The following is a 12,026-nucleotide window of genomic DNA, read 5'->3' as shown; positions in this document are numbered from 1 at the left end:
TTTTTAGTGTCTTACATTTACTGTTACACGCACTTGCGCACCGCGTTCAAGAGTGTGCTTAACTGTGCAACCCTTGTTGATATGTCTTTCCATGCGTTCTTTTAGTTCTTTTGCATTTTCATCGTTTAAAGCAGGTTTTGCGCTTGTAGCATCAACTGTTACATCCTCTTGGAATCTTAAGTAAGTTCCTTCTTCTGGATCATAAGTTCCATTTACAAGAACTCGAGCGCCTTTTCCTTCTCCGAGCGCATGTTCAACAGCGTATTGGCTGCTTAAAGCTGTGCAACCAGCTAGAGCTATTTGCATTAGTTCCACAGGTGAAAATTGTCCTTCTCCTTTACCAAATTTTAGTGTTGCACCATCATCACTTTGTGCTTGCCAAGACCCGTCTTCTAAACGTTCAACCCATATTCTTCTAGTCATTTTTGCTCCTTTGCATTTTTATACATTAACACATTGTGATTATGTTTGTGCTTATGTCTATTTGTTTTTAACTTTTATTTTTTAAGACAAACCTATTATAACTAGCATGCTTTGATTTCAGTTTGATTCTTGTTCTTATATTTCTTATATTTACTTTTGGTGGTGTTGAATTTAGCTAATGATAAAATAATCTCATGGCTTTAACTCAAGAAGAACTTGCGGATATCCGCTCTCGCGTACCACAGAAACCTACTTCCGATATTCCTACACCTTATGAGGATTTGGTTAGAAAAATACTTATGGAAGGTACTTTAAAATCGGATCGCACTGGTACTGGAACAATATCTCTTTTTGGTCAACAAATTCGATTTGACTTAAGCAAGAGTTTTCCGCTTATAACCACAAAAACAGTGTTCTTTAAGGGACTTGCATATGAGCTTCTTTGGTTCCTTAAAGGTTCTAGTAATGTGCGCTGGTTGCAAGAAAACGGTGTGCATATTTGGGATGAGTGGGCAGATGAAAATGGCGATTTAGGTCCTGTTTACGGCGTTCAGTGGCGTAGTTGGCCAGCGCCTACGCAAGAAAATCCTAATCGAACAATCGACCAGATTGCAAACGTTATGGAGCTTATTAAAAATCATCCAGATTCTCGTCGAATGATTGTCAGTGCTTGGAATCCTGCAGAAGTAGAGAATATGGCTTTGCCGCCTTGTCACTCGCTTTTCCAGTTCTATGTTGCTGACGGCAAGCTTTCTTGCCAGCTTTACCAGCGTTCTTGCGATATGTTCCTTGGCGTGCCATTCAACATTGCTTCTTACTCGCTTTTAACAATGATGATGGCTCAGCAAGCAGGATTGGAACCAGGAGAGTTCGTGTGGACAGGTGGCGATTGCCATATTTACGATAATCACGTAGAGCAAGTGCTTGAGCAGCTTTCGCGTGAGCCGTACCCGTATCCGCAGCTTGAGATTCGTAAAGCTGATTCAATTTTTAGCTACGACTATAGTGATTTTAAGGTTGTTGATTATAAGCATCATCCTACGATTAAAGCTCCTGTAGCTGTGTGATCTTATTTATTAGTTGCTTATTAGTTTGAGTTTTTGACTAGGAGTTTTATGGCAAACGATATTCCTGTGCGTTTAATTTGGGGGCAAGCATACGATTTGGAAGGCCGCGTAGGCGCAATGGGTGTAAATGGTGGTATGCCATGGAGACTTTCCACAGATTTGCGCTATTTTAAAGCCATGACAATTTCTTGCCCAGTAATAATGGGTAGGGGAACTTGGGATTCTATGCCAGAAAAGTTCCGTCCTCTTCCTGGGCGAGAAAATATCGTTGTTTCTAGGAATCCAGATTTTAATTCAGATGGTGCAAAAAGTTTTACAAGCATTGAAGAAGCAATATGTTACGCAAAAAAATGGATTGAAGATAATCCTATTGAGCATGTAGATTCTTCAGATTTGCCTAAAGATGGTAGCGCAGTTTGGATTATTGGTGGCGGAGCAATTTTTAGAGAAGTGATTGAGTCGCAAATTGTTGACGCTGCCTATGTAACTCAAATTGACACTAGAGTAGAAGCTGATACGTTTGCTCCTAACATTCAGAAACTTGTAGATGATGGATTGTGGAAAGTTGCACGTGATTGTGATTGGCAGGAATCGACTATAAAAGTTGGCGCAAATCAATTCAATACAAAATATAAGTTTATGGTTTATGAGCCAGTTAAATCTAAAAATAAGCTAGATTAAGGATATGTATGGAATCTTTAAACAAAATTCACGTAGATGCTAAGCATCCGTATGTTGTTATGACGGTTTGTACAGGGAATATTTGCAGATCGCCAATGGCAGAAATTGTTTTGCGTAACGAGTTTAAGCTTAGAGGATTAAGCGATGTTGTTGCTGTAAAATCATGTGGCGTAAGTGACGAAGAATACGGAAATCAGATTGATAGACGTGCGCAAAGAGAGCTTAAAAGTAGGGGTTATTCTTTGCCGTTAAGCCATTTTGCGCATAGGATTGAGCGAGATGAAATAGAAGAGACGAATCTTTTTCTTCCAATGACTGCTTCGCATATGCAATCTTTGCTCAGGATTATTCCGCCACAAAAGCGTAGTCTTGTTCACATGTATAGGTCTTTTGATCCGTCTTTAGAAAAGCCACAAGTTGGTCGCGAAGCTGTTTTGGATTTGGCGGACCCATGGTACGGAGGTCCTAAAGAGTTTGAGATTGCAATGGATCAAGTGGAGGAGTGTGCTCCTTACATTGTGGATTGGGTAGAGTCGCAGATAACGCGCGAATAATAATTGCGTAAAGTCATATAAAGTCGCTTAAAATATATTAAAACCAGACGAACCAATTGGAACGTCTGGTTTATTTTTATGCCTTTTATTTAAATAAAACCTACGATTTATTTTCCTCTTAAAGCTCTGCGACTTACTCGAGGAGCATGAGTTGGGTCAATTCCTTTTGGAATACCGAACCCAGATTTGCCCTGTAGTGTACGCAAACGATCATTCAAAATTGCAAGCTCAGTTTTAGTGAGGAAGAAGCGACGATTAGGGTGAATCATCTTAAACAAAGCAAACTTGTGATTTGTAGGCATTAAAGTTTTAGATTTTAAAACCTTACTTCTTAGATCCCTAAGTTTAACTTGATTTTCACCATTACCGACGCAAATGCGGTAAACAGGAATATTAGATCCTGCTGTAACACTTTTAATCGCGTGCTCTTGGCGATTCATAGCTTGGCTTAAACGCTCATAGTTACCTTCGCCAACAAGGAAGATTCCGTTAAAACCAGTTCCTCTCCAAATAGCATCTTTTGTGCGAGGATCAACCCACACAGGTTGTTGAGGGAAAGTAAATCCGCCTTTGTTAATAGCAGATACAATGCCAGCCGCAGCTCCAGGCTTTCCTTCTAGTCTTGCATAGCCAACCTTATCTGCGCGTTTAGTGAGAACAACAGTAAACAGTAAAAGACCCAGCATAAGTGCTGTTATTACCATCATAATCCAAGTCAAAATGGACCATCTAAGAATAACACCAGCTACAATGCACAGCACAACAGGAGCTACAAAAGCTAAGCCAAGCCAAAGTGGAAGCTGCTTATCGTCTGTATGCGTGTACTTGTAGATACGCATAATTTGTGAAATCATGCCTGGCTTCTTAATGCCTTTTGGTTTATCGTTTGCCATTTGCGTTTATCCCCTAATACATAATATTAGCGTTTTATTGCTTTGTATTTTGTTGCTTTATTGCTTAGTAATCATACCCTAAACACGCTTATGCTATAAATCATAGCTTTGTTAGTATACTAGCGATTTATTTAGGCCAATTACCGCGCTTTGGTGTACTTGGCTTTGGGAGTCTCCATCTGCGCATTTGTATTGCTCGACTGCAAGCATACATAGCAGATCTAGAGCTTTTGCCAACAGAAACTTCGCCGTATCGCTTAACAAGCTCTTTACGAAGCTTGCGCCACATTATTATAACGTCAATAATTGCAGCAAAAAGATATGCGTAAAGAACAATCGCAAGAGCAAAATATAGAGCAATATACTTAGTGGATAAGAAGTTTTGAGTTAAGAATATGCAGAGCATAATAACGATTGCAAACGGCACAAAAAATTCGCCAATATTGAAACGCGCATCTACATAATCTCTAATATAAACTCTCCATGGAAGCTGCTCTGACTTTGGCATATGAGCTAAGTCTCCATTTTTCATCGCATCGTATTGAGCATTTTCTTTTTCGCGCAATCTGGCTCGCGCAGCCTTTGCGCTTGCTTTTCTATCCGTTGGAACTAACGGTCTAAGATTCTGCGCTGTAGCTTCGCTTTGCTTCGGCGTTGGAGCGTTTTTTGTGCGAGTCTTTGCCTTATCTTCTATTTTATTTTCACTATTTTCATTAGTCGCTGATTGATTGCCATTTTGTGCACCATTATCAGCAGATTTTTTTACGAATGGATTCCATGTCATGTTTGCAGATTACCCAACAGACTAGACGCGTTATGAGCAATTTCGTTGGTTATGAATAGTCTGATAGTAGTAATTCAACTAATGTTTTTACTAATCTACTGTTTTTTGGAGGACTTATGGCTAGTTTAGAGGTTGCTGATGTGCGTTCGCGCGTGCAAAACGCTTGGGAAGACGTTATTAGCGTATTAAATAAGAAGATCTCTTTAGGAGCTGTTTCTGCTAAAGGCATTACTGGAGATCATATGCGTGCTTCGGCTGAGTATGTGGCTGAAGTTTTGCGCGAAGTGGGTGTAGATGCTCGCGTTGAGCAGTCTCAGAATCCGGATGGTACTCCTGGAGCTTTTGAAGTAGTTGGATCTCGTATTGTGGATCCTAGCGCTCCAACTGTTTTGCTTTACGCTCATCACGATGTTCAGCCTGTTCCAGATGCAAGCGAATGGAATACTGATCCTTTCAAAGGAACTGAAGTAGATGGTCGCTTGTATGGCCGCGGTAGTGCTGATGATGGCGGCGGAATTGCAATTCACTACGGTGCTTTGCGCGCTTTAAGCGAAGATTTAGGCGTAAATATTAAGGTATTTATTGAAGGTGAAGAGGAAATGGGCTCTCCAAGTTTCATTCCATTCATCGAAGCTCATAAAGATGAGTTTGAATCAGACGTTATTATTGTTGCCGACTCTGGAAATTGGTCTGCGGATGTTCCAAGTCTTACGACTAGTTTGCGCGGAAACACTACTGTAGACGTTAAAGTGAAAGTTCTTGGACATCAGGTTCATTCTGGACAGTTTGGCGGACCAATTTTAGACGCATACACGCTTGCTTCAATGCTTATTGCTTCTCTTTATAACAAGGAAGGTGATTTGGCCGTTCCTGGAATTGAATCGCAAGAGCCTGTTGGCGGTTTGCAACGTGATTTGGATGAGGCTCAAGTTCGCGCAGATTCTTCAGTAGTGGATTCTTACAAGCTTGCTGGTACTGGTTCCCTTGCTGCTCGTATGTGGACTAAGCCTAGCTTGACTGTTATTGGTATGGATGCTCATCCAGTAGAGGAAAGCTTTAATGTGATTGCTCACGAAACGCGTTTGCGACTTTCGCTTAGAACTGCGCCTTGCCAGCGTCCAGAAGAAGCGCAAAAAGCTTTGAGCGACTTTTTTGTTGCAAACGCCCCATTCGGTGCGCAAGTTACTGTAAAGCCAGTTGACAATGGTATGGGTTGGGCTATGGATCCTGATGCTGTAGCAACTAAGGACGCTTTAGCTTCTATGAAGGATGCTTTTGGCGTGGATCCTATTAACAAGGGCGAAGGTGGTTCGATTCCATTTATTCCAGAATTGCAACGAATTTTCCCTAAAGCTCAGGTTTTGGTGACTGGACCTGAAGATCCAAAGTCTAATGCGCATAGTCCTAACGAGTCGATTTCTCTTTCTGGCTTGAAATCGAATATCGTAACTGAAGCTTTGCTTTTAGATCGTCTAACTAAGTAAACTTAACAACTCGTATACAATCGCTATATAAAATTTTAGCGTTTGTATACGAGTCTACGCAATGACGTAAAATCTTCACACGACACGGGTGCTTTGCATTAATTTGTAAAGCTGAGAGAAACCGCTTGAACGTGAATCCAGGTAATGCTGGCGCACGGAGATCTGTTTTTCCCGTGCCTTAATGGTGACCTACGATTTAAGCCAACGCATAAGTCGTAGTGAAAGAACAGTAAAGCACATATCTATGTCGAAAGAAAATGTCTTATTGCAATGCAATCAGCGATGTAAATCACTGATATGACGTTTTGTTATTAGGATAAGTCAAAAACGTGTTTGTAATAAAGACATTTTAGGATTTTTAGGTCGTTAAAAAGTCCGTAGCAGATCTAAATGATTCTAAAAGAAAAAATTAAAAAATAGATAGAAAATAATTAAATAAAAATCATTGCCATAAAGGATTTTGCTATGCCCGATGCATTTGAAACGCCAGTTTTGAACAAAACTAATACGCAGGATGCCGAAACATTCCTTCCATCGGCTAGCTGCAATGCTCAGCTACGTTTTGATAATTGGGGTTATCGTCATGCTTCTCGCAAACATTTTGCTGTACGCGGGTTGAACCTAACAATTGAAGCAGGGCAAAGAGTTTTGTTGCTTGGTGCATCGGGCATAGGCAAATCCACAATTCTTGAAGGTGCTGCTGGGCTGATTGGTAGTGATATTGTTAAATCTAGCTCAAATAATTCAAAGCCTGATTCGAAGAAGAATGTTTTAGTAGAAGATGAAGATGGCGGTGTAAGCGAAGGCTCAGTATTCGTAGATGATTTACCAGTTCATAAAGCGCGTGGGCGAGTAGGATTAGTGTTACAAGATCCAGAGGCTCAAGCTATTTTTCAGCGTTTAGGGGATAACGTCGCCTTCGGTCCTGAAAATATGAATGTTCCTCGTAAAGAAATATGGGATCTTGTTAATAAAAGTCTTGAAGAAGTAGGTTTAGAAGGATTACAGTTACACCGTTCTACCGCCCATTTAAGTGGTGGTCAAATGCAGCGTCTGGCATTGGCTGGAGCATTGGCTATGAAGCCAAGTGTGCTTCTTTTAGATGAGCCTACTGCGAATCTAGATCCAGATGGTGTTAATCAGATTGTAAAAGCTGTTGGTAAAGTTTTAGACGATACCAATGCAACAATGGTTCTTGTAGAACATCATGCGCAGCCTTGGATTGATTTGATTGATAGAGTAGTGGTTCTTGGTCTTGATAATTCTGTGAACAATACTGAAGAGAATAATTATGTTCACGATGATGATATTGCGCGAGACGAGTTTGCGCAAACAGTTATTGTTGCAGATGGAACTCCAGACGAAGTGTTCAGTAGAAGCGATCTTGATTTTGAAAACCTTGGGATTTGGCTTCCTGACAAGTATAAAGATCCGCAAGATCGCAGAATTGGTAGGATTTATGTTGAATGTGAACCAGATTGCGATCCAGCAAAAGGTGATGGAAGAGTAGTTCTATCAACAGAAAACCTTGCGATTAGTCATACGAGTACTCCAATAGCCAAAAATATCAATTTGAAATTTAATTCTGGACAAATCACAGCATTAGTTGGAGCAAATGGTGCTGGAAAATCCACTTTATCTCTAACTTTGGCAGGATTAATTCCAGCTTTAGAAGGTCAGGTTGTAGCTAGTGAGGATCTTTGCGAAGGCGCTGGTGGCACCGATCCTATGAAATGGAAGTCTACTGATCTTGCTAAAAGAATTTCATACGTTTTCCAGAATCCAGAACATCAGTTTGCGTGTGGAACTGTTCTTGAAGAAGTTATGCTGGGTCCTATTAGAACTGGAATGAGTGAAGAAGACGCTAAAACTAAAGCAGAGTCTTTATTAGATAGATTCCGCCTATCTAGATATTCTAACGCAAACCCATACACTTTATCTGGAGGTGAAAAGCGTAGACTTACTGTTGCTGCATCTTTGGCTGCAGCTCCAAGAGTTTTAATTTTAGATGAACCGACTTTTGGACAGGATCGTAAAACTTGGTTACAAATTATAAAACTCATTGCAAGCCTTCGCGCAGATGGCGTTAGTGTTATTGTTGTTACTCATGATAGAGAGTTAGTAGATGCGCTTGGAGCGCGTTTAGTGGAACTTAAAACTAATGTGGATTCCACTAATAACGAATCTTATGAGTCTGAAAATGTAGATAATTCACAAGAATATTTAGCATTATCTTCGTCAACAGATGCAACGAATATATCTCGAATAGAAGTTAGCGATGTGAACCATCGTGATGAGGCAGCTCGCGCATCAAGTTATTCTCCATTCTTGGCATCTTTGAATCCTGTGTATAGGATGCTTGGAGCTTTCCTACTTTCGGTTCCGCTTTTGTTTACTCTCGACTGGCTTTCTGCAACAATAGCTTTGGTTTTGGAGTTTGTGATTCTTTGGGTTGTTAAAATGAACCCTTTGCGAGTTATTAAACTTTCTTGGCCTGTATGGGTTGGTGCTCCTGGATCTGCATTAGCAGTGTGGTTGTATGGTAAATCAGGTGGAGCAACATGGTTTGATTGGGGAATTATTCATGTAAGTGATCATTCCACAACTCTTGCAATTGCAACATTCATCAGAATTTTAGCTATCGGTGTTCCAGCTATTGTTACTGTTATTGGCATTGATGCAACTGATTTAGCTGATGCCTTTAGTCAAGTTATGAAATTGCCAGATAGGTTTGTTTACGGTGGATTAGCTGGTATGCGATTGTTTAGCGTCCTTCAAGATGATTGGGCTGCTCTCAGTGCATCTAGGCGTTCTCGCGGACTTGGCGATGATAGTAAGATTAAGGCTTTTATGCCTCAAGCTTTTGCTCTTTTGGTGCTGTCTATTCGAAGATCTACAACTTTGGCTACGGCTATGGAAGCTCGTGGATTTGGCGGAGAAAACCCAAGATCTCATGCACGTATAAGCCATGTGAATAAACGCGATTATGTGTTTATGATTGGGTGCTTAATTATTCCTGCTATCGCTTTAATCGCTGCTGTATATTACGGTACTTTTGCTCTTCTTGGAGGAAATTAATACTAACATACAATGTGGGCTTAATGGGATTCGAACCCACGACCTTCTGCTCCGGAGGCAGACGCTCTATCCACTGAGCTACAAGCCCGCAACTTGTGAAAGTATACACGTTGCTAGGGATTGAAAGTATACGCTATTAGCCAATCTTTGTGACTTTAATGCATACTTTAGCGAGTTATTACGCTTTTAAGATCGCTTGCTACTTTTTTAGGATCTTCAGCGCACATGAGAGCAGATACAGTGCATACTCCATCAATGCTTAGGTCTTTGATTGGAAAAACGGTGTTTTCGTGTATTCCACCAATCGCTAGAGTTTTTACACCCATGCTGTGTGCTACTTTTGCTACTTCATTTACGCCTTCAACTCCAAGAGGAGGAACATCATGCGCCTTAGTATTTGTGGCAAATGCAGCTCCGATTCCTATAACATCAGGAAGTGGAGTATCGTTCTCTTTGCACTCTTTATATGCTTTTTCCATTAGGTCTACTCTTGCGCAAGAAAGTCCAATCATCCATTCGGCTGGCATGGATTTACGTGCTGTAACGAAAGGCGTGTCTTTTTGACCAATATGCAGGTTGAATCCCAGTTTTGCTGCGGTGTCAACGTGATCGTCTATGAAAATCGGTATATCTCCATGTTTTGCTTTTATAAGTGTTTTGCGTAACTTTATGGCTTTTTCTGATATTTCAGTATCGTTGGAGTATTTATCTCGCAATTGAACTACTGTCACTCCTCCATCTATGGATTCTACTGCAACTTGTTCTTCGCTACGGTTTCCCATTCGTGGATCTGTGACTAGGTAAAGCGTCCAATCTGTTGGTTCTATGCTAAATTCAATGTTTGTTAGTTCAAACATGTTGTTTACACTTAATGTTTGCAATGCGTCGATCCACAGTGTTTTGAATGTTCCTGGTGCGGTTGTTTGTCTTGCTGCAAACGTTCCAGCTGCTGCAGCGTGCACGTGTGCAGCCACTGTTGCTGCCACTGGGCGCTCTGGGTTTGCACCCACATATGCCGCCACTAATGATCCAAGAGCGCACCCAGTTCCTACAACTTTTGTCATAGCCTTGTGTCCACCAGTTATTCGCACTAGGCATCCGTGACCGTATACCGCGTCTTTTTCTCCAGATATTGATATTACAGATCCGTATTCTTTTGCCAGTTTTTTGGCTGCTTCTAGCGCGGAGTTTACTGGATCTTGCGCATCTACGCCTTTCATCTGACTGTTTTGCCCAACTAAAGCTAATATTTCGCTTGCGTTCGCTCGTATTACTGTTGGGTTTCGTTTTACTATTTCTCTTACAAATTTTGTTCTAGTGGTTAATTCGTCTACTCCAACTCCAACTGGATCTAGTACCCAAGGAGTTTGTGTTTCTTCGCAAGTTTCTATTGCTTTGCGTATGGCTTTGCCTTTTATCTCTTCGAATGTTCCAACATTTACTAGAACGCCTGACGCTATTTTTGCAATGCCTGCTGCTTCATCTGGGTCGCATACCATTATTGGCGTAGCTCCTGCGGAAAGTAGTACATTTGCTGTTATTTCTTGAACAATATTGTTTGTTATGCAATGAGTTAGTGGCTTCTTTGCTCTCACTCTTTCTATGCATGATCTAACGTCATTTAGAAACATTCGTCTTCTTGCGCGAACGCTAAAACTTGTATCTATATTTGTATCTATATTTGCATTTGATTCGTTTAATTCTTCCATGATTTTCCCTTCGCTAGCACTACCTAGATCAGGTTTAACGGGTGTAATCTCAGCGTTTTTACGCACCCCGAACCGAATTTGACTATATCGTTTGTGTATGACGTTTGGCTATGTAATATTTTATTTCGCGCGTTTTGCGTTGTTTCGCTTGAAATTTCGGGGATGATTGAAGATTATTGTTTTAGATTTTATAAAATTTTTCCATTAATTTTTTATTTTTGTTTGCATTTGTACTTTTATAGTGTTAGCATCAAACACAACACAAACAGATATCGTAAATTTTACGATTTACGATTTTGGATTTGTGATTGACCACATTAAGCGTTTAGCTTTGCAGCTAAGTATTAAGGAGGCGGCTATCATGCGTAACATGAATGCTCAAGCTCGCGATACTTTTGATGCTGCTCGTATGTGGTGGTGGCAGACTTCTCTTTGGCGTAGTTTACTCTAAAGTTTTAGAAGCTGCTTGTTTAGGCTTGTAAAAGACCTCTAGGGTAAACCTGGAGGTCTTTTTTATATCTCCAGAAAGCCAAATCTATTTGGATTAATTTTACGTCTAAAACAAATCTATAAACATAAAAAACAATTAAAAAATTGTTTAAAACAATCAACATAAAAATCTACATAAAAGGAGAAAATCATGGCTCAGGAAATTAATGAAACTAAGCAGGAAACCTCATTTACTTCTGCTGAATCTAGTGTTAATCAGGCTGCGGATTTACTTAAAGGTGTAAATGTTAAAAAGCATGCTTTAGATATTACGTCTTTGGTGTTGGTGGCTGTTCTTTTTGCAGCAGGATGTATTCTTGACTTTACAGTTGCAAAAGCGCTTTCGATTGGAAATATTCAGCCAGAGTTTGTAATCGCATCGTTCTGTCTTGCTATTTTATTGGTTCGTCCAAATGTTATTCAGGGTGCGATTATTGGTGCTTTGGCTGCGACTTTAATTCAATTTAACACTTCAATTCCTGGTCTTGAATACGCTTGCGATATTCCAGCAGCAATTATTATGACTTTGATGTTGATGGGTTATTTAAAGGCTTTTCCTAAGGATGCCGCTAGAAAGTTCAGTGTTTTCCCATTCATTTCTGCCTTTATTGCAACTGTTATTTCTGGAATGATTTTTGCAACAATCGCATCTTTCTTTATTCTTCACTCTCCAAACACTGTTCTTGTTATGCTTCCAATCATTTTGGGTACTGCTGTGTTTAATGCTGTTGTTGTTGAGGTTCTTTACACTCCAATTCGACTCGTTTTACACAAGTAAATCAGAATTGAAAAATAATTAAACAAATTAATTTAAATCAATATAAATAAATATCAAAACATATATAAATAACAAAAGTCGATAAT

At 40.1% G+C, this 12,026-nt stretch carries 10 protein-coding genes, 1 tRNA gene and 1 riboswitch; of the genes, 6 read left to right on the top strand and 5 right to left on the bottom strand.

What is annotated here, in order from left to right:
* Window positions 1-3: 3 nt before the first annotated feature.
* Entirely contained in the window at window positions 4-423 is a 420-nt protein-coding gene (locus tag HXT55_RS05445) for an OsmC family protein (protein ID WP_004116790.1), read from the bottom strand.
* Window positions 424-617: 194 nt separating this feature from the next.
* On the opposite strand from HXT55_RS05445, the gene HXT55_RS05440 reads away from it, so the two are divergent.
* Genes HXT55_RS05440 through HXT55_RS05430 form a run of 3 tightly spaced genes read left to right on the top strand, consistent with a single transcriptional unit; the run spans window position 618 to window position 2,725 of the window.
* Complete coding sequence (locus HXT55_RS05440; RefSeq protein WP_004574972.1) at window positions 618-1,490, top strand: thymidylate synthase; 873 nt, start codon at window positions 618-620, stop codon at window positions 1,488-1,490.
* A 48-nt stretch (window positions 1,491-1,538) separates the two neighbouring features.
* A complete protein-coding gene (locus tag HXT55_RS05435; RefSeq protein ID WP_004115573.1) occupies window positions 1,539-2,171 on the top strand; it encodes a dihydrofolate reductase in 633 nt (210 codons plus the stop codon).
* 8 nt (window positions 2,172-2,179) lie between these two features.
* The gene (locus tag HXT55_RS05430) at window positions 2,180-2,725 is read left to right on the top strand and encodes a low molecular weight protein-tyrosine-phosphatase (RefSeq protein ID WP_064623381.1); all 546 of its coding nucleotides are present in this window, start codon (window positions 2,180-2,182) and stop codon (window positions 2,723-2,725) included.
* Between the two features lie 107 nt (window positions 2,726-2,832).
* On the opposite strand, the gene HXT55_RS05425 is transcribed toward HXT55_RS05430, so the two are convergent.
* Together HXT55_RS05425 and HXT55_RS05420 are read right to left on the bottom strand one after the other, a co-directional pair.
* Window positions 2,833-3,618 carry a DUF4191 domain-containing protein gene (locus tag HXT55_RS05425; RefSeq protein WP_004112489.1) on the bottom strand — a complete coding sequence of 262 codons (786 nt, stop codon included), beginning with the start codon at window positions 3,616-3,618 and terminating at the stop codon, window positions 2,833-2,835.
* 127 nt (window positions 3,619-3,745) lie between these two features.
* Window positions 3,746-4,312, bottom strand: coding sequence for a DUF3043 domain-containing protein (locus tag HXT55_RS05420; protein ID WP_373271523.1), 567 nt, complete (start codon window positions 4,310-4,312; stop codon window positions 3,746-3,748).
* A 206-nt stretch (window positions 4,313-4,518) separates the two neighbouring features.
* Here HXT55_RS05420 and HXT55_RS05415 point away from each other — a divergent pair, with 206 nt between their 5' ends.
* A complete protein-coding gene (locus HXT55_RS05415) occupies window positions 4,519-5,886 on the top strand; it encodes a dipeptidase (protein WP_421792688.1) in 1,368 nt (455 codons plus the stop codon).
* A 465-nt stretch (window positions 5,887-6,351) separates the two neighbouring features.
* A complete protein-coding gene (locus HXT55_RS05410) occupies window positions 6,352-8,964 on the top strand; it encodes an ATP-binding cassette domain-containing protein (RefSeq protein ID WP_004115570.1) in 2,613 nt (870 codons plus the stop codon).
* 15 nt (window positions 8,965-8,979) lie between these two features.
* Here the strand turns inward: HXT55_RS05410 and HXT55_RS05405 are convergent.
* Window positions 8,980-9,052 (bottom strand) — tRNA-Arg (locus HXT55_RS05405).
* A gap of 79 nt (window positions 9,053-9,131) precedes the next feature.
* On the bottom strand, window positions 9,132-10,673 hold the full coding sequence (gene thiM, locus HXT55_RS05400) for a hydroxyethylthiazole kinase (RefSeq protein ID WP_004115568.1): 1,542 nt from the start codon (window positions 10,671-10,673) through the stop codon (window positions 9,132-9,134).
* Window positions 10,661-10,753: riboswitch (TPP riboswitch) on the bottom strand. (Overlaps the previous gene by 13 nt.)
* A 560-nt stretch (window positions 10,754-11,313) precedes the next feature.
* Here thiM and HXT55_RS05395 point away from each other — a divergent pair.
* A complete protein-coding gene (locus HXT55_RS05395; RefSeq protein ID WP_019262020.1) occupies window positions 11,314-11,940 on the top strand; it encodes a hypothetical protein in 627 nt (208 codons plus the stop codon).
* Window positions 11,941-12,026: the final 86 nt, after the last annotated feature.

Origin of the sequence: Gardnerella sp. KA00718, assembly GCF_049244285.1 — a bacterium.
Lineage (GTDB): Bacteria > Actinomycetota > Actinomycetes > Actinomycetales > Bifidobacteriaceae > Bifidobacterium > Bifidobacterium vaginale.
Note: the sequence above shows the minus strand (reverse complement) of the source record. Positions and strands in the feature narration are given on the sequence as shown.

Excerpts from the sequence above, each read along its gene's own strand:
- HXT55_RS05395 (WP_019262020.1), top strand. The coding sequence starts at position 11,314 with ATGGCTCAGGAAATTAATGAAACTAAGCAGGAAACCTCATTTACTTCT.
- HXT55_RS05430 (WP_064623381.1), top strand. The coding sequence starts at position 2,180 with ATGGAATCTTTAAACAAAATTCACGTAGATGCTAAGCATCCGTATGTT.
- HXT55_RS05435 (WP_004115573.1), top strand. The coding sequence starts at position 1,539 with ATGGCAAACGATATTCCTGTGCGTTTAATTTGGGGGCAAGCATACGAT.
- HXT55_RS05410 (WP_004115570.1), top strand. The coding sequence starts at position 6,352 with ATGCCCGATGCATTTGAAACGCCAGTTTTGAACAAAACTAATACGCAG.
- HXT55_RS05440 (WP_004574972.1), top strand. The coding sequence starts at position 618 with ATGGCTTTAACTCAAGAAGAACTTGCGGATATCCGCTCTCGCGTACCA.
- HXT55_RS05415 (WP_421792688.1), top strand. The coding sequence starts at position 4,519 with ATGGCTAGTTTAGAGGTTGCTGATGTGCGTTCGCGCGTGCAAAACGCT.
- thiM (WP_004115568.1), bottom strand. The coding sequence starts at position 10,673 with ATGGAAGAATTAAACGAATCAAATGCAAATATAGATACAAATATAGAT.
- HXT55_RS05425 (WP_004112489.1), bottom strand. The coding sequence starts at position 3,618 with ATGGCAAACGATAAACCAAAAGGCATTAAGAAGCCAGGCATGATTTCA.
- HXT55_RS05445 (WP_004116790.1), bottom strand. The coding sequence starts at position 423 with ATGACTAGAAGAATATGGGTTGAACGTTTAGAAGACGGGTCTTGGCAA.